General features: G+C 38.3%; 16 protein-coding genes. 1 reads left to right on the top strand and 15 read right to left on the bottom strand.

Features of this window, described 5'->3' with window-relative positions; all coding sequences use genetic code 11:
* Window positions 1-27 precede the first annotated feature (27 nt).
* From murD to AB9L17_RS04990, 14 genes are all read right to left on the bottom strand, one after another.
* The gene (gene murD, locus AB9L17_RS05055) at window positions 28-1,377 is read right to left on the bottom strand and encodes a UDP-N-acetylmuramoyl-L-alanine--D-glutamate ligase (protein WP_068983250.1); all 1,350 of its coding nucleotides are present in this window, start codon (window positions 1,375-1,377) and stop codon (window positions 28-30) included.
* Entirely contained in the window at window positions 1,377-2,348 is a 972-nt protein-coding gene (mraY, locus tag AB9L17_RS05050; RefSeq protein WP_068983251.1) for a phospho-N-acetylmuramoyl-pentapeptide-transferase, read from the bottom strand. The genes murD and mraY overlap by 1 nt, the downstream gene beginning before the upstream one ends.
* Window positions 2,349-2,473: 125 nt before the next feature.
* Window positions 2,474-4,390: a stage V sporulation protein D gene (locus AB9L17_RS05045; RefSeq protein WP_068983252.1), complete on the bottom strand. Its 1,917-nt coding sequence runs from the start codon at window positions 4,388-4,390 to the stop codon at window positions 2,474-2,476.
* A 58-nt stretch (window positions 4,391-4,448) separates the two neighbouring features.
* A complete protein-coding gene (locus AB9L17_RS05040) occupies window positions 4,449-6,668 on the bottom strand; it encodes a penicillin-binding protein (protein ID WP_375200158.1) in 2,220 nt (739 codons plus the stop codon).
* Window positions 6,665-7,033, bottom strand: a complete 369-nt coding sequence (gene ftsL / locus AB9L17_RS05035) for a cell division protein FtsL (protein WP_068983254.1) — start codon at window positions 7,031-7,033, stop codon at window positions 6,665-6,667. Before ftsL ends, AB9L17_RS05040 begins: the two co-directional genes overlap by 4 nt.
* Window positions 7,034-7,984, bottom strand: coding sequence for a 16S rRNA (cytosine(1402)-N(4))-methyltransferase RsmH (gene rsmH / locus AB9L17_RS05030; RefSeq protein ID WP_375200157.1), 951 nt, complete (start codon window positions 7,982-7,984; stop codon window positions 7,034-7,036).
* A gap of 61 nt (window positions 7,985-8,045) precedes the next feature.
* Window positions 8,046-8,477: a division/cell wall cluster transcriptional repressor MraZ gene (mraZ, locus tag AB9L17_RS05025; RefSeq protein ID WP_068983256.1), complete on the bottom strand. Its 432-nt coding sequence runs from the start codon at window positions 8,475-8,477 to the stop codon at window positions 8,046-8,048.
* A 255-nt stretch (window positions 8,478-8,732) separates the two neighbouring features.
* On the bottom strand, window positions 8,733-10,349 hold the full coding sequence (gene bshC, locus AB9L17_RS05020; protein ID WP_375200156.1) for a bacillithiol biosynthesis cysteine-adding enzyme BshC: 1,617 nt from the start codon (window positions 10,347-10,349) through the stop codon (window positions 8,733-8,735).
* A 227-nt stretch (window positions 10,350-10,576) separates the two neighbouring features.
* On the bottom strand, window positions 10,577-10,972 hold the full coding sequence (locus AB9L17_RS05015) for a DUF3397 domain-containing protein (protein ID WP_068983258.1): 396 nt from the start codon (window positions 10,970-10,972) through the stop codon (window positions 10,577-10,579).
* The gene (locus tag AB9L17_RS05010; protein ID WP_223552792.1) at window positions 10,969-11,871 is read right to left on the bottom strand and encodes a ketopantoate reductase family protein; all 903 of its coding nucleotides are present in this window, start codon (window positions 11,869-11,871) and stop codon (window positions 10,969-10,971) included. Before AB9L17_RS05010 ends, AB9L17_RS05015 begins: the two co-directional genes overlap by 4 nt.
* A gap of 313 nt (window positions 11,872-12,184) precedes the next feature.
* Entirely contained in the window at window positions 12,185-12,562 is a 378-nt protein-coding gene (locus AB9L17_RS05005) for a transcriptional regulator (protein ID WP_068983260.1), read from the bottom strand.
* A gap of 131 nt (window positions 12,563-12,693) precedes the next feature.
* A complete protein-coding gene (locus tag AB9L17_RS05000; RefSeq protein WP_068983261.1) occupies window positions 12,694-13,461 on the bottom strand; it encodes an enoyl-CoA hydratase/isomerase family protein in 768 nt (255 codons plus the stop codon).
* A 163-nt stretch (window positions 13,462-13,624) separates the two neighbouring features.
* Window positions 13,625-13,798 carry a 50S ribosomal protein L32 gene (gene rpmF / locus AB9L17_RS04995; RefSeq protein ID WP_010858320.1) on the bottom strand — a complete coding sequence of 58 codons (174 nt, stop codon included), beginning with the start codon at window positions 13,796-13,798 and terminating at the stop codon, window positions 13,625-13,627.
* A gap of 24 nt (window positions 13,799-13,822) precedes the next feature.
* Window positions 13,823-14,356 carry a YceD family protein gene (locus tag AB9L17_RS04990; protein WP_068983262.1) on the bottom strand — a complete coding sequence of 178 codons (534 nt, stop codon included), beginning with the start codon at window positions 14,354-14,356 and terminating at the stop codon, window positions 13,823-13,825.
* A 205-nt stretch (window positions 14,357-14,561) separates the two neighbouring features.
* On the opposite strand from AB9L17_RS04990, the gene AB9L17_RS04985 reads away from it, so the two are divergent.
* The gene (locus tag AB9L17_RS04985; RefSeq protein ID WP_223552793.1) at window positions 14,562-15,773 is read left to right on the top strand and encodes a nucleotidyltransferase; all 1,212 of its coding nucleotides are present in this window, start codon (window positions 14,562-14,564) and stop codon (window positions 15,771-15,773) included.
* Between the two features lie 630 nt (window positions 15,774-16,403).
* Here the strand turns inward: AB9L17_RS04985 and AB9L17_RS04980 are convergent.
* Window positions 16,404-17,450: a SepM family pheromone-processing serine protease gene (locus AB9L17_RS04980; protein ID WP_068983264.1), complete on the bottom strand. Its 1,047-nt coding sequence runs from the start codon at window positions 17,448-17,450 to the stop codon at window positions 16,404-16,406.
* Window positions 17,451-17,527: the final 77 nt, after the last annotated feature.

Genomic DNA, 17,527 nt, shown 5'->3' with positions numbered 1-17,527 from the left:
GTATATTCTAAAATAGTTACAGGCTCATTACAGCTTCATTACAGCATCAATAAAAACATCGCCTCGTATTTCAAAGCTGTCATATTGATCCCAGCTTGCACACGCCGGAGATAAGAGAATAACATCGCCTTCTGTCGACATCGGTGCCGCATAATGTACGGCATCTTCAACATTTTGGGCAATGACAGTTTGCTGTACGCCACACGACTTTGCAAATTCTACAAATCGTAGACCTGTTTCTCCAAAGGCAACAACACCTTTTACATGGTTCATGCATGGACGTAATTCTTCAAACGAATGTCCTCGATCTAAGCCACCTGCAAGTAAAATAACAGGTGCTTGGAAAGCATCTAAAGCACTTTTTGTAGCTAAGCAGTTTGTCGCTTTAGAGTCATTGTAAATTTTTCGTCCGTTCCATTCGCGCACAAACTGAGTACGGTGACGAACTCCTCCAAACTTTGCTAAAACTTCTTCCATTTTAGCTTTGTCACAGCCTACTAAAATACAAGCGGCTACAGCTGCTAAAATATTTTCTAAGTTATGCTTACCAGGCAAAGCGATATTTGCTCGATTTAGATATGGTTCACCTTGCCAGTAAATTGTTGTTTCATCTGCACTAATACCCTCTTCTGTACGCCCCTTAGAACTAAATGGTACCTTTTTAGCATTGGATTTTGTTGCATAACCAACAACAATTGGCTGATCGGCATTGTAGATGAAATAATCGCTTTCATCTTGATTACGTGTGACACCAAATTTTGCTTCTGCATAGTTGTCAAATGTCCCATGATAATCAAGATGAGCATCATAAAGATTAGTTAAAATAGCGATTTTCGGCTTGAATGTCTCTATGCCCATTAGTTGGAAAGAAGATAACTCTGTAACAATTACATTCTCTTTTTGAGCCTCTCTTGCAACACCACATGCTACTGTCCCAATATTCCCTGCAATTAACGGTGTTGGACCACCATTATTCAGCATATCAAAAATTAAAGTTGTCGTTGTTGTTTTACCATTTGACCCTGTAATACCAATAAATGGAGCTTCACTAATTAAATAAGCAAGCTCAATTTCTGTCCATACGGGAATTTCACGGCTAATGGCATCTGCTACTATCTTGTTGCTATAAGGAATCCCCGGATTTTTCACAACTAATTCAAAGCCTTCATCCAGTAAATCCTCCGGGTGACGCCCACAAATAACGGTAATCCCCTTTTGCAATAAGCCTTGCGCATCTGGGCTTTCGTCAAATGGTTTTGAATCATTGACCGTCACAAAGGCGCCAAGCTCATGTAAAATCTCAGCTGCAGCCACACCACTTTTTGCTAGACCTAAAACAAGGACTTTTTTATGTTGTAAATCTGTATAGTTTCTCATTAGAACGCCTCCGATAAGACTGCAATCAATGCTACTGCTAATGCAGTTGACCAAAATACAAGTACTACCTTCCATTCTGACCAACCTGATAATTCAAAATGATGATGAATAGGACTCATTTTAAAAATTCGTTTTTTACGTAGTTTGAAGCTACCTACCTGTAAAATTACAGATAATGTTTCAATAACAAACACCAATCCAATTAGTAACAGTAAGAATTCTTCTTTTACTAAAACAGATACCATTGCTAAAGCTCCACCTAATGCTAACGAACCTGTATCTCCCATAAATACTTTTGCTGGATTCGCATTAAAAAGTAAAAATCCTAATAATGCACCTGTCACCGCAAATGTAAATAAGGCGATATCAGCTTGATCTTGGAACAGAGCAATAACACCAAATGCCGCAAAGGCAATGGATGCAGTACCTGCCACAAGTCCATCTAATCCATCTGTTAAATTCACTGCATTCGAGAAGCCAACTAACCAGAAAATTAAAAAGGCTACATAGAAATTACCAAGATCAACCGTCCACTCAGTAAATGGTATAGCAAGTGTTGTATCAAACGATCCTACATGTAGTAAAAAATATGCTAGGACCGCAATGACAATTTGACCAACCAGCTTTTGAAGTGATGTTAGTCCTAAATTACGTTTAAAAACAACCTTTAAGCTATCATCTAACAAGCCGATTAACCCAAACCCTGCTAATACTAATAACAATACGACGGTTTGTGTTGTAAATAAATCTAAAAAGCTTCCTACACCAACAGTAGTAAGGATAATGGCAAGTAAGAAAATAATGCCGCCCATTGTTGGTGTACCAGCTTTTTTCATATGTGATTTTGGTCCTTCTTCACGAATGCTTTGACCGAACTTTAATCGGCGAAGAAGTGGAATACTAATTGGTGCCAGGATAACTGTTACTATAAAAGCAAGAGCTAAAATGGTAAGCGTTGTTGCGAGTTTCATTGATAAATCTCCTTTAAATCTTGTTTCACTTTCTTCTTCAAGAAAAAAGCACAAACTTTCATTTATTTATTACTACCCTTCATAATAATAGTGGTTCTTTCCCATTTTTTAAAGGTAAAGTTATATTAGTTCTCTAAATATAGATGAATGGTGCCATCTTGTTTAATAACACTATCCACTTCAGGCAGTTGATTGCCAATTTTAGTCCCTTCTCCATGCCATTCAATACGGAATGGATAATGTTGCTTGGCAATATCATCCTTCGTTTGACCAATAAAACTTGGTACCTTCACAGTGATTGGGTCACCCCAACGATAATCCTTTTCAAGCTGTTCCTTCGATTTTTCAATGCCAACAAAAGGTGCAACATCTTCAATAATTTGACCAACGATTGGAGCTGCTACAACACCACCAAACTGCGTTGTCTTTTTTGGGTTATCTACTGCTACATAAACGACAATTTGCGGATTATCCGCAGGAGCGAAGCCAATAAACGATACGATATATTCACCATTTATATAACGGCTGTTCTCTACCTTTTGCGCTGTACCCGTTTTGCCACCAATACGTAATCCGTCTCGATAGGCTTGACGTCCCGAACCCTTTGCTACAACGGATTCCAATGCACCTCTTACCTTCGCAGACGTCTCCTCTCGAATAACCTGTTTTTTAACTACCGGCTCAGTCTCTTGTATAACTTCTCCAGTATTCGGATTAAAAATCTTCTTCACAACATATGGCGTATAAAGCTTACCTCCATTTACTGCTGCGGCTACGGCTTGCACTTGTTGAATGGGTGTAACAGCTACCCCTTGACCGAATGAAGTGGTTGCCTGCTCAACTGGTCCAAAGGCTTCTTTTGAAAATAAAATCCCAGAAGCTTCGCCTGCAATATTAGATCCAGTTTTTTGACCAAAACCAAAATCTTTAATATATTGCAGTAGTCTTTCATTACCAATTCGCTGCCCTAATTCAACGAAACCTGGGTTACAAGAGTTTTCTACAACTTCTAGGAAAGTTTCATGTCCATGACCACTACGCTTCCAGCAACGTAGTTTAGCTCCAGCAACCATTGTATAGCCTGGATCATAAAAAGTATCCTTCTCTAAATCTACTAAATTTTCTTCTAGTGCTGCACTGAGCGTTATAATTTTGAACGTCGATCCCGGCTCATATGTCATCCAAACTGGTAAATTCCGATTGTAGATAGCAGGCTCCACCAGTTGATATTCTGCCGGATGGAAGGTAGGATATGAGGCTAATGCTAAAATCTCGCCATTGTTTGGATTCATAGCAATCGCCAATGCTTGATCAGCTTCATAACGCTCCATAGCCTGTGACAATTCACGCTCGACAACCTGTTGTACATCTACATCTATCGTAAGCTCGATTGTCGCGCCATCTTCACCGGCTTTCCAAGCACTTGCTACGTTCTGCAAATTATTCCCTTTCGCATCTGTAAAGAGCCGTATTGCCGAAGAATTAGCCTGTAACAGCTTATTGTATTCATATTCAATTCCTGCTAAACCTTGTGCATCATAGCCTGTGAAACCTAAAAAGCGGGATAGTAAGGTACCGTAAGGATAATCCCTTGAATAATCAACACCACTATACAATCCGTCAATCTGCATCCCTTGTAACTGTACTGCTTTCTCATAGGAAATGTTTTTCCCTTCAGGTGCCAGCTTTACTAAGTATTCTTTTTTCTTCATTTTTGCCAATAACTTTTGTTCATCTACCCCTAAAACTTGTGCAATTTTTGCTGCTGCCCCTTCAATATCCTTACTTTGAGAAGGCATAAAATATAAAGTTGGCGCTAGCTTATTGGTAACAATATTTTTCCCATCACGGTCTGTAATATGCCCTCGCTCATTGGCAAATGGAATTTCTCGGTCCCAGTTCTCTTCAGCTTTCTTGGTCAGTTCTTTTTGATCTAATACTTGCAAGAAGAAAAGCCTAATGACAATCGCAGCTGCTACAAACATAAACAATACGTATAAAATACGCAATCGCTTTTTAGAATGGATAGAAATCCACTTCATTCGACATCACACCTTGTTTTTTACAACGTATGAAATAAAGTGGACTTCTATTCAGTATCTATTCATCATCTATTTGTTCAATGTCACCCTCAGATGGGGTCTCTACATCTTTTTTAAAGCTTTCAGCTGGTGTTTTCAGCTTCACGACAATCGGTGATTTATCTGAAATTACGGTACCTGCCGATACGCTTTGACTAGCTACAAAGCCCTCTCCAACGACTTCAATTTCTAAATTTGCCATTGATTTAAAGACAAGTACATTTCGCAATGACCAATTGGTGAAGTCTGGCAGTGTCACATCACCTTCTGTCTTTAAAAACACAAGGTTCCCTTTAACAAGTTTTTGAGGACCTTTAGGATACTGGTCAATTATTTTGCCGCCACCACCAACAATAACTGGTTGTAGACCATCATTTGCAAGCTCTACTTGTATAGACTCAGCACTTTGACCTGTGTAATCCTGTATTGTTGCATTGTTAACATGCTGTACATCTTCAGGATTAATGTTTAAGTACTTTAAACTATTTAACATAACTGGGTTAAATACTTTTGAAACTGGTACAGAACCAAGTTCACCCTTTAATTTTGGTCTTTTTACCGAGACATACATAATGAGCTGCGGATCATCTACAGGAGCCATTCCTAAGAATGAATACAGGAATTCGTTTGAACCCCACGAATATCTACCATTTCCTAATGGAATTTGGGCAGTACCTGTTTTTCCTGCGACTTGATAATCTTCAAGTATAAAGTCCTTCGCTGTCCCATATTTTGCTGTTAATGTAGACGCAAGAATTTCACGTACTTGTTTTGCTGTATCCGCTTTAATCGGCTGTCCCTTTTCAATAGGCTCATGATTTTGAATGGTTTTTCCTGTTGATGAGTCTACAATACGATCAATCACATATGGCTGCATCATCTTTCCGTCATTCGCAATTGCCGTCATTGCTTGAATAAGCTGTATAGGTGTTACAGTAGAACCTTGACCATAAGTCGTTGTAACACGTTGAATAGGATATTTCGATAAAATCGTACCTGTCGCTTCATTTGGCAAATCAATGCCTGTTTTGTGACCAAAACCAAAGCGATCTAAATATTCAATAAAGACATCATCACCAATAAGTTTTAACAAATTTGCCATCGCTGTATTTGATGAACGCTGGAAACCTTCTAAATAAGTAATTGGCCCCCAACCGACCCCGTTATGATCTCGAATTGTACGATCAAGCACTTTGTAACTACCTGACATATACTTTGCATTTGGTTGCCATACTCCAGTATCAATAGCTGAGGCGAGCGTAAATGTTTTCATCGTCGAACCCGGCTCAATGGTTTCCTCAATAACTTCATTTAACCACTTCATATTTGTGCCTTCACGTGTATCAGGATTAAATGTGGGACGTTGAGACATTGCTAGGATTTTTCCTGTTTTCGGATCTGCTACAACAGCCGTCATGGATTCAGGGTTGTATTCCTTTTCCACCTGCGTCATCGCTTCCTCTAAAAAGCTTTGAATGGTTTTATCAAGAGTTAAATAAATATCGTCGCCATCCTTCGCAGGTGTGATCATTTTCTCACTATCTGGCAATAGATAACTGAAGGCATCAGTTTCATATTCTACCTTACCGTCTTTTCCAGTTAGCTCTTTATTGTAGGTGTATTCAAGACCCATCTTACCTTTTGTCGTAAACGTTCCATCTTTATTTTCCTCTTTTACTGCGAAGCCAATTAAGTGCGAGGCAAAAACACCATTTGGATAATAACGTTTTAAATCTTTCACAAATAAAATCCCTGGTAATTCCTCTTCTTTGATTTTACTCATTACTTCATGACTAATTCCGCGACCTACACTACCAAATTCAACTTGATAAGGCTTTTCGCCATTAGCATTTTCCTTAGTAAGCTGTTTATATATTTTTTCTTCGTCTGAATTAGGAAGATTTTCTGCTAATATCTTTGCAGTTTTTTCAGGATCTACTACATGCCGAGGGTTTTTTGGATCCGTCGTGGCTTTATCACTTACAATTGCAATCAATCGATAGCTAAGTGTGTCCTCAGCAATGACTTGACCGTTGTGATCGTAAATTTTCCCACGATTTGCTGTAATGGCACTTTCTTTGCTATATTTTGCAGCTGCCCTAGCCGCAAGCTCCTGACCTTCCGCTTCACCTGTTGCCTGTAACGTAACCATTCTCGTGAACAATAGAAAAAAGAGCCCTCCATAAAAAATTAATAATAGAAAGGCTCCCCATTGGAATCGAAATCTCTTTTTTTTCATTCTCCCGGCACTACCTTTACATTTTTCTCATTTTGAGTTAAACCGAGTTCTTTAGCTTTTTTCCATATGTTATCGTATGTAGAAAGTTCACTTACACGAACTGTCAAGTCAACATTCTGTTTCGCAATCTCATCTGCTTCAGCTTCGATTTTTTGAATGTCCATGCTTGTCGTTTGAATTGCTGCTTGCTTATTTAAAACCAGTACTGATAATACAGCAATCATACCAATTAAAAAAATTAGCATTGTCTTTTCAAACTTCTGGTTCGTTTTTTTACGACGTATGATAGTGGGTTGTGGACTAGGTGGTGTTAACGGTTGTTGCACATGTTGCTGTTGGTGCTGCCTTACACGAACTGCTGCCATTTACTCACGCCCTTTGTCGTTAATTTTCTCTACCACTCTAAGCTTTGCTGAACGAGCACGATTGTTTACTGCCAATTCTTCATCAGAAGGAACAATCGGCTTTCTTGTGATAAGCTTTAAAGTTGGCTTCATGTCATCAGGAATTACTGGTAAATTCGGTGGTAATTCCGGTAATGATGACGCTTCCTTAAAAATAGTCTTGCATAGGCGGTCCTCCAATGAATGGAACGTAATGACACTAATGCGTCCACCTACGTTTATCATATCAATCGCATCGACTAATGAATCCTCTGCTGCGCCTAGCTCATCGTTAACAGCAATTCGTATTGCTTGGAATATGCGCTTCGCTGGATGTCCACCTTTTCGGCGAGCCGCTGCTGGGATACCCTCTTTAATAAGTTCTACAAGTTGTCCAGTTGTTTCAATAGGCGCCACTTTTCGCGCCTCTTCAATTTTACGAGCAACTTGCTTTGAAAATTTTTCTTCTCCATAACGGAAAAATATACGCACTAAATCTTCATATGCCCATTCATTCACGACATGAAATGCTGTAAGTGATGCCGTTTGATCCATGCGCATATCTAGAGGTGCATCATGATGATAACTAAAACCTCGTTCTGGTGTATCTAACTGTGGTGATGAAACACCTAAATCATATAAAATGCCATCAACTTGCTCGATACCAAGAGCTAATAACTCTTCTTTTAAATACCGGAAATTCGAGTGGACAAATGTCACGCGCTCAATATATGGCGCCAATCGAATTTTTGCATTGTTAATAGCTATCGTATCTTGATCAAAGCAAATCAAACGACCTTTTTCAGATAATTGTTGTGCTAAATATTCACTGTGTCCTGCCCCACCTAACGTACAGTCCACATATACACCATCAGGATCGATGTTCAACCCATCAACTGTTTCTTTTAATAACACGGTTGTATGATCGAACATACCACTCGCTCCCTTCAGGCCTTAACCTTCATATACAGCAGACACCTAAGCGTCTAATAAGTTAAAAATCAAAGCCAATCATATTTTCTGCAATTTCATTAAAGGATTGTTCAGACTCACTAAAGTAAGTCTCCCAAGCATCTTTCGCCCATATTTCAATCCGATTCGAAACCCCTAACACTACACATTCTTTCACAAGATGTGCATGCTGCATAAGAGTTGAAGGAATATTAATGCGCCCCTGCTTGTCTATCTCTACTTCCGTTGCTCCAGAAAAGAAAAACCTTGCAAATGCACGTGTGTCCTTTTTGGTCATCGGTAAGCCCTTTAATTTTTCTTCGAGTTTTCGCCATTCATCCATAGGATAGCCAAATAAACAATTATCAAGTCCGCGTGTCACAACAAACGTTTCACCTAAGGCTTCACGAAATTTTGCGGGTACGATTAATCGTCCTTTCGCATCAACAGAGTGTTGATATTCTCCCATGAACATGCTATTCACCCCACTTTATTAAATAATGTACCACATCCCCCCACTTTCCTCCACTTTTTTTAAAAAAAACTTGACATTAAAATATTTAATACGAAATTAGACCTTAAATTCAATATCCCACCTGTGCTAAATGACATAAAAAAAGAGCTACCCTTAGTAGGATAGCTCACCACTTATTATTAATATACGACATTGCACATCAAATCTATATTGTATTAAATCATTATTTAGGTATAAAGAAATACTATTTAGAAATTATAAGTAAAGTATATAGTGATGGTTTCCAATGTTATAATTTTGCTTCAGCATTTCAGTAATTAACACAGGTCCAAATTCATTGAAATATTGATAAGGATTATAAGTTCTTTCCTGCAATCCTTCATTTGGATATAACTCATTGTGTAGCGTCATAAACTTTCGAATTGTCGTTTCATGCTTGTTAAGTACTGTTTGTTCAACCTTTTGCTGTAAATACTCAAATTGCTTAAGATGATTCTCTTTATTTTTCCCAAGTATTTTATCTAACGAAAGATGTTGCTCTTCTAAATAAGATCGAAGCTCATCATATTTTTCTAAAAGCATCTGTTGCATCATTTGAATTTGACGCTTCGCTTCAGTATCTTGTACTTCAGCAATAAACTGCTCTTTAAGTTGCAATGCTTTCCCATCCCACACATCAGCAACATTCAAATGATGTTCACGCAATAGTTGTTCTACATGACGTGTGACAATCGTGATATGAAGACGCGGAGCAAAAATCGGCATTTGTAAGCCTAATACTGTAAACGCATCCTTCAATGTTGCCCAGTACGCAAGTTCTCCCGGCCCACCTACAAATGCAAGCACAGGTAAAGTCATCTCCTGCATTAATGGTCTTGTTACAACATTATTACTTAATTGCTCAGGATGCTTGTTAGCAATTTCTAAAAGTTCTTCACGCGACATCTTAATATTTGCAGCTAAATTAACAAATAGCTGATTCTTTCTCTCCAATAGATGCCGTTCCCCATCTTCTACAAAAAATAAATTGGCCGCTTCATCCGTTGCCAATATAGGCTCACCGTAACCCGCACTTGCTAGCTGAGCTTCCTTCTCCGTTACTACCCTAGCAATTTCTTCATTATTACGAATGATGTGGGTAAAATTTTCACTCTCAAATTGACGGAATTTAAAGTCTGCCGCATCAATCATCAGTAAACCTTCATCTTCAAATAGTTGGTTCATGAGTCGCGCAAAGAAATCCGTAAATGTTTCACTCTTATTCAGAGTATCCACTAATTGTTTAATAAGTATTTCAGTGAATTCTGTTTCACCAATATCTTTCACAATTGTATTTAATAATTGTGTCATAGATTCTTTGTTTATACTTGTTACGGAAGCCATTGTTTTACGTCTCGAACGTTCACTGTACGCTCTTTTTTTAATGTCAGCGCCATGGACTGTATACGTATGGTTAATTTCCTCTAAATCATGATCCTCTCCAGCTATCCAAAAAACAGGAACAACCGGTCGCTGAAGCTTCACACTTTGCTCTTTCGCTAATGTAATGACTGAAATCGCCTTATGCACCGAGTAAAGAGGGCCAGTTAATATACCCGCCTGTTGTCCACCGACAACCGCAACAGCCCCTTGCTCTAGCTGCTGTAAATGTTCATCCGCTTTCTTTGAAATACCAAGCGGCTCCATAAATCGACGGATGATGGCCGTTAATTCTTTTTGATCACGCGCATGCTCATCTAAGTATTGTGCTCGTTTTTCAAAAGATTCATCGTTATATTCATATTCAAAAAACTCATGGATAGCAGTATTTGGCGACCAATAATCTGCTAGCAAACGATTTTTTATGGGTACTCGGATTGACTCCAGTTTCATTTAACACAAACTCCTCTACTCACTAAATCATCTTCTGACTCTAACAAGCAAATTTGAAATAAATTCTTCTAATACTTACTATTATGCGATTTACCCTTAGTATGTTATCAATCGCTAAAGTACATTGGAATTTATTTAATATTTTTTGCACATATAGAGTTATTATTAAAAACAATTTATAATGCTATCATTTTAACGCTTATGGCTTCAACATGAAAAGAAAATGCTTAGATAGCCTGTAAATATTCAATTACCGATTGAATAACACCTATTAGACAAACAACAATATACGCCGTACTTAGTACCAAAAATTGAAAGCGCCAAATTTTCCTAAGTAGCGATTTCACTTCAATCTCTTTTTTTGTTCGCCAATCAATATATGTAAAAACCATTGCCATCATTATCGCTAACGTTACTAATAGAGCGCTAACATTAACATTCCATAGTACATCAATCGCTAGTGGTACTGAAAAAAACAAACACAATGTCGTCACATCCGATGCTGCTCCAAAAGCATGAGTGCCTCGAAATTTAACCTTTCGACTAATTAAATAGACAATCATAAACAGGAGGATTGGACAAAAAATAACGACACTAATAACAATATGTAAAAAATCTTTCAACGTCTTTCACCGCTCTCCTCTATTGCAAGTACTTGGTGATATAAAGTACGTAAAGTAGGCAAATTATGACCACCTGCCAGAGCTTTTTCTAGTATTACTCCAACAATCGTGTCAATTTCACTTTTTCTTCCTTGCATCCGATCTGCTAACATAGAGGATGTATTACTTGCTGTTTTTTCACATAAGTCTATCACTCCCAAAAAAGGTATAGCTTGTTCTAGACCTTCAAAAGCAGCCGTTAGCTCTCGATAGATAGTTTGCATTAATAAAAATGCTTGCTTATTCGTTACTAGCTCTCCATTCTTCACTTGTAAAACAGCCGTTAATGGATTAATCAAGCAATTGAATACAGCTTTCTCAAATAGCATTTGTTCAGCATTAGCAGCCAATTCAACTGGATAAAAGGAATTCCCAAGTTGTAACAGCTCGTTAAATGCATCACTACTCCCCCGCTCTATCGCGATTTTACAAACCCCTACACCTCTATGTCGTACAGTTGACTGATTTATCATTTGAGCACCAAATGACACAGAACAAAAAGCTATATTTCTTTGTGGTAAACGTAGTGCTTCATCGAAATGTGCTAAACCATTTTGCATAAATAGCAAGGGTACTGCACTTGGTAATGAAGACAATTGTTCATAAAGCTTTTGTAATTGACCATATTTAACCGCAATTACAATTAAATCTTGCTGTTGCAACTCTTCTATTTTCGTAGTTGCAGCAACCTTTTGAACCGTTTTTGTTCCATCAACATTCACTCGTGTTAAATACTTTTCATTAAGTTCATCCGCTTGTCCTTGCCTTCTTGCCACCAATGTTACAGAGATACCAGACTCAACTAAAAAACTTGCCGTTAACTGTCCTACAGCCCCAGCACCAATAATCGCTACATTCACAACACTCTACACCTCCCACATTTATAAATAGACACACTAAATAAAAGAATACCCTACTAAACAGCCTTATCACAAACCATCGTGACTTCCACTGTCTTTGCCCCTCTCTACAGAAGGAGGTGCCTTAGAAATAAATCTAAGGCACCTCCTATGCAGGTTCTTTTATTATACACCAATCAGGCTTTTATGGTCAGTCAATGCGGGATAAATAATTGCTGAAACACTTAGGGGATTATGTTTTCATTCAAGTTCAAACTTTTTCTAAGTAACTTACTCTACAGCACTTTTAACTTCCAAGAGTTGCTACCTCATTTTAATCTTTCATTAAAGAATATCCTTGTTGCAACCACTTCACTAGTTTTTCATGCTCATTTTGTAATTCTCGGTGCCTCATTTCAAGAGTTTGGTAGGCCTCTGTTAATTCATCAAAACTTGTCAATGCCAATTTCAAATGGCTGCGCATAGATTGTTGCGGTTGATTTCGCACGGCTAGTAGTGACTGACTATATTGACCACGTAACGTTTTATTCCAACGGAAACCACACGCTTGTTTTGTACGACCTAGTTCAACAGCTGCCAATTCAAAAGCTTCCAGCTGCGTTTTGCCATTTTGCACATTATGCAACACAATTTCTGCTAATCTTTCATCGTCTTCCTTTGTCCATTGATCTTTTCTTTTTTTCAATTCCATAATCTATCACCCTCGCATTTTTTACTACTATATGCATGAGCGAGCAAAATAGAATCACCGAAATCAATTTCGCCTTGATGTAAAAAAAAGAGACAGCGATTAGGTTTTGCTATAATCACTGTCGTTAAACATTATTTATTGTTCTTCTTTGTTAGGAAATTAGCAACTGCCTCATGATGAGCTTCACTTTCCCACAATTTTGCACATGTTCGAACTTCCTCCATAACGCGCTCATACATATTACGCTCACGCCACTTACGAAGTTCAATTTCTTTATAAGCCTTATGAACAGAAGGATGAATTTTACGCATATGTTCGATAAAATCATTCAACGCCTCTTCTTTTGAACCTTCAAACACACGCATTGCCCAACCAATTTCATATAGTAATTGCGCTGGATAAGGCTTCGCATCGACCAGCATCTTCATCGCACGATCATGGCGTAACCCTCGTTCGAATAAGTACGTGCCTCCACCCCAGCCACTTGTAATTGCTAATGTCCCTTGTATAAAACCACACTTCGCATGACTTGCCACTAAACGAAAATCGCAAGCTGTCGCAATCTCACAGCCTCCACCAACCGCTGTTCCATTTATCAATGCAATCGTTGGCACAGGCAATGTTGCAAGGTCATATAGTATTTCACCCATCTTACCTAACATCCCAAACGCCTCATCCTCAGTTTCAAGCGAATGAAATTCAGATAAATCTCCGCCCGAGCAAAATGATTTATCCCCCGCACCCGTCACGACTAAAAAACGTACATCATCATGATTTCGAATATATGTAATGACCTCTTGTAGCCCATCCATCACCTCATCATTAACCGCATTCCGTTTTTCTTCTCGATTAATCGTAAACGTCATAATACCTTCTTTGTTTTCAATTATATATGCCATACTATTTCCCCCTTTGTCCCGATGGATAAATTGTATCATACAATTATTATAGTACTATATATCTTTTCATTATTAACGAAAGATTCCGTCTTTTCGAACTAACAAAAAGACTAGTAAAGAGCCATGGTCTCTCTACTAGCCTTTTAAGTGAGCAAACACTGTATTATTTGCTTACTACTTCTTTACCTTTGTATTGTCCGCAAGCTTTGCAAACACGGTGTGATAATTTCGCTTCACCACAGTTTGGGCAAGCTACCATACCAGGTACAGATAGTTTGAAATGCGTACGACGCTTTCTTTTTGCAGTTTTAGAAGTTCTTCTAAATGGTACAGCCATTGATGGCACCTCCTTACAGATCGTCTATTCGTCTGTTTGATCAAAATACTTAGCTAATGCAGCTAGTCTTGGATCCACTTTTTGTTCGTCAGCTTTTTTGTGTAGCTCAACGTCTTCATCTGTTGCGTAAGACCAATTTTTACCACCATGCATTTGTCCTTCAGTATTCTCTTTGAACACTTGCATAGGTACCTCAAGAAGAATAATCTCCTCAAGAACTGGCTTCATGTCGATTACTTCACCATCAATATAGTGAATATCTCCATCATCTTCCCCTCGTTTTTCTTCGTCAATCCAGCTGAAAACTTCAACTGTCTCAACTTCGATAGGAAACTCAACATCTTCCCACGTGCGTGCACATGGTAGTGTTAACGTCGCCGTCACAGTTAGCTGACATGTCATTTGCGATGCACCGAAAGTACATAGCCCTTTTACATGAACGGGCGAAATTGCTCGAATATCCTGGTTTCGCTCCATCACCTCGTCCAACTGGACACAGGCATCGATTGGCATCCCGTTTTGGCGGTATTTAGATAATTGATGAATTGACCATTTCATTCGTTTAATCACCTCGAGACAACACTGTTGATTATATAATGTGTAAAAATAGATGTCAAGATAATTTCTTGTCACCACAATAAAACCCACCTATAATTATATATTATGAAAAGCTTATTTGCTCCAAACCGTTCTAAATATGCAACAGGCAAACAAATTTATTGAGAACGAAAAGCAAATAAATTTGATAAAGGGGGCTTAAATAATGCAAGCAGTCGGAATAGTTGTTGAATACAATCCTTTTCACAATGGACATGCCTATCATTTAGAACAGGCAAAAAAAGTAGCACAAGCGGATATAGTCATCTCGATCATGAGCGGGAATTTCTTACAGCGCGGTGAACCAGCCATGGTCGATAAATGGACACGCACACAAATGGCTCTAGCAGGTGGTGTTGATATCGTCATCGAGCTACCTTATGTCTATAGTACCGCACCTGCAACTGATTTCGCAAAAGGAGCAATTTCCTTACTATCTGCAATTGGTTGCGATTCTTTTGCCTTCGGAAGCGAAGATGGTTCCATTCAACCCTTTATGAATACGTTTCAGCTCATTAAAAATCATCGCACTGAATATGACGCTTTTATTAAAGAAAGCCTTAAAACGGGTGCAAGCTATCCTAAAAGTCTACATTATGCCTATGAACAGCTTTCTCAAAAGTTTCCTGCTACATACATTGATTTGGCACAACCAAACAATATACTCGGTTTTCATTATATTGAGGCAGCCATGGCATTAGATAGTAAGATTAAACCTTTAACAATTCCTCGCATAGCTGCGGGTTACCATGACGCTTTACAAGAAGGTTCATCCATTGCTAGTGCCACAGGAATACGTAAGGCTCTATCATCAACCAGTGCTCTACAAAGTGTCCAAGACGTTCTCCCTAAAGCATCGTTTGATTATTTAACTGATTGGCATGGAAAATACGGTAAATTTGCAAGTTGGGATACTTTTTGGCCTTTCTTACAGTTTACACTTATTCGGCACACACCTAAGGAACTTACTCGCTACGCTGAAGTAACAGAAGGAATTGAACATGCTCTAATTAAAGCAGCGAAAACAAGTCATTCATTCAGCAGCTTTATGGAGAAGATTAAATCAAAACGCTATACTTGGACACGACTTCAGCGTATGCTCACACACATTTATACTGGATTTACAAAGGAACAACTGCAAAGCTTTAAGGCACCCTCTAATATTCGTTTACTTGGTATGAGTAGAGAGGGACAAGCCTATTTAGGAATGCATAAAAAAGACATACCTTTACCTTTGATCAGTCGTGTTGCAGCTATAGACAATGCTATGCTTGCTGTGGATATTCATGCAGCAGAGGTATACAATTTAAGTATAGAACATGGCGCAAAGGAACAAAATCTCCCTAAAGATTATCAAACACCTCCTATTCGTTTTTAAGTAATTAAAGAAAAATACTTCTAATTCACATCAAAAGGATGCCAGAAAATCTTCTAGCATCCTTTTTTGCTGTTAGAAGACAATTACGTCAATGAAATTAGTTAGCGGGCAAAGCGAAGGTTGAGTTCCGTTCGGGTAGACGCTTCCCTAGGGGCGTACGATGAGCCGTTTCACTCGCGGCAGATCTCGGGCCAAGAGATGTTTTTGCGCGAAAGCGAAGCGCTAACGTAGTGTCAGCGGCACGATGTTGGGCACTCAGTCATTGCCACTGGACGTGGCGTTCTTAGGCAGTGTTCCTCTATAGCGGATGTTTGGACAGCTGAAAGAAGTTCATTTTTATCGATAAACATTCACGCTTTATCAACCAACTTCAGAATTTTATCGACTAACTTTTGAATTTTATCGACTAACTTTCACGTTTTATCAACCAACTTTAAGTTTTTATTGACATTCACCTTCCAAAGAGCAAAAAAAGGATTCATACACAAAACTATGTGTGAATCCTTTTACTTTGTTATGTCGCCAAGGATATCACCTTAATTATTAGGGTGTTTTTTCCTGCGAAAGCGCGGAGGAAGCGATTCAACGCTCGCTCACAGGAAATCAACCCCATATTAAGATGATAAAACTTTATTTCGGTGGTAACTGTTTTAAATATTCGATTGCATCATCAACTGTTTTAACTGGAACTATTTTCATTTTCGTACCAATTTCTTTAGCCGTCTTAACTGCTGTAGCATAATTAGATTCAAGCTCGGGATATTTAGCTTTCATTTCTGGAGAAATTTCATCATCTGGCGCAAAAAAGATTTCCATACCATCTTTATCCGCAGCAATGACTTTATAGTCTATTCCACCAATTCTTCCAACGGAGCCATCAACCAACATTTCCCCCGTACCTGCAACAGCATAGCCTTTTGTTAAATCTTCTTCGAGAAGTTGATCTAAAATTTCTAATGTAAACATTAGCCCAGCAGACGGACCTCCAATATCTTCTGTTTTCATAGACACCTTTGGATCCGTTTCAATAGACTTACTTTCAGCATACGTAATACCTAAACCAGCTCTTTTCTCTTCTGATTTAGGGATTTCCTTTAATGTAATCGTTTCTTCTTGTTCTTTTTGATTACGTATAAATTTAATAGTCACCTTATCTCCAAGTTGCTTTGGCTTCAAAAGATCTACAAGCATTTGTTGGTTCCTAATTTTTTGTCCATCAACTTCAATAATTTCATCACCAGCTTTTAATAGATTATCTGAAGCACCGCCTTCTAGGACATTTAATACAAAAACACCGTTGAAGATAACTTTTGTTTGAATACCAGCCTTTTGAAAAGCTACATACTTTGCATTAAATTGTGAGTCTGACATTAATTTAAGCTGGCGTACATTATATTCTTCTTCATCCTCCAATGGATTTCGAACTTGACTAATATCCATTATTTTTTGATGTTTTTGTGTTTTCGCCCACAAATATGAAAAAGGCGTTGCTTGCTGCATAGCCACTGTCATTAAACTCATAGATCCTTTGTTTTCCGTGTGGTCATTTTCAACGGTAACAAATTTACTGACATCATAAGCACTTCCAGGTTTCATAATATAAGCGTCTAGACGGTATAACATAAAAAAACAAATCAAGACGGTTAACAATGCATAAATACTAATTTTTTTCTTCATTTAGAAGAACACCTCCTAGGACGCTCGCAAATCCATACGTTCATGTTTTTGCCTTTTTTACATATATTGATTTTAGC

It is taken from the genome of Lysinibacillus sp. RS11 (genome assembly GCF_042019215.1).
Taxonomy (GTDB): Bacteria; Bacillota; Bacilli; order Bacillales_A; family Planococcaceae; genus Lysinibacillus; species Lysinibacillus xylanilyticus_A.
This window is presented reverse-complemented; position numbering and strand designations above follow the sequence as displayed.

Bases quoted from the DNA above. Each gene is read 5' to 3' on its own strand.
- murD (WP_068983250.1), bottom strand. From the start codon at position 1,377: ATGAGAAACTATACAGATTTACAACATAAAAAAGTCCTTGTTTTAGGT.
- mraY (WP_068983251.1), bottom strand. From the start codon at position 2,348: ATGAAACTCGCAACAACGCTTACCATTTTAGCTCTTGCTTTTATAGTA.
- AB9L17_RS05045 (WP_068983252.1), bottom strand. From the start codon at position 4,390: ATGAAGTGGATTTCTATCCATTCTAAAAAGCGATTGCGTATTTTATAC.
- AB9L17_RS05040 (WP_375200158.1), bottom strand. From the start codon at position 6,668: ATGAAAAAAAAGAGATTTCGATTCCAATGGGGAGCCTTTCTATTATTA.
- ftsL (WP_068983254.1), bottom strand. From the start codon at position 7,033: ATGGCAGCAGTTCGTGTAAGGCAGCACCAACAGCAACATGTGCAACAA.
- rsmH (WP_375200157.1), bottom strand. From the start codon at position 7,984: ATGTTCGATCATACAACCGTGTTATTAAAAGAAACAGTTGATGGGTTG.
- mraZ (WP_068983256.1), bottom strand. From the start codon at position 8,477: ATGTTCATGGGAGAATATCAACACTCTGTTGATGCGAAAGGACGATTA.
- bshC (WP_375200156.1), bottom strand. From the start codon at position 10,349: ATGAAACTGGAGTCAATCCGAGTACCCATAAAAAATCGTTTGCTAGCA.
- AB9L17_RS05005 (WP_068983260.1), bottom strand. From the start codon at position 12,562: ATGGAATTGAAAAAAAGAAAAGATCAATGGACAAAGGAAGACGATGAA.
- AB9L17_RS05000 (WP_068983261.1), bottom strand. From the start codon at position 13,461: ATGGCATATATAATTGAAAACAAAGAAGGTATTATGACGTTTACGATT.
- rpmF (WP_010858320.1), bottom strand. From the start codon at position 13,798: ATGGCTGTACCATTTAGAAGAACTTCTAAAACTGCAAAAAGAAAGCGT.
- AB9L17_RS04990 (WP_068983262.1), bottom strand. From the start codon at position 14,356: ATGAAATGGTCAATTCATCAATTATCTAAATACCGCCAAAACGGGATG.
- AB9L17_RS04985 (WP_223552793.1), top strand. From the start codon at position 14,562: ATGCAAGCAGTCGGAATAGTTGTTGAATACAATCCTTTTCACAATGGA.
- AB9L17_RS04980 (WP_068983264.1), bottom strand. From the start codon at position 17,450: ATGAAGAAAAAAATTAGTATTTATGCATTGTTAACCGTCTTGATTTGT.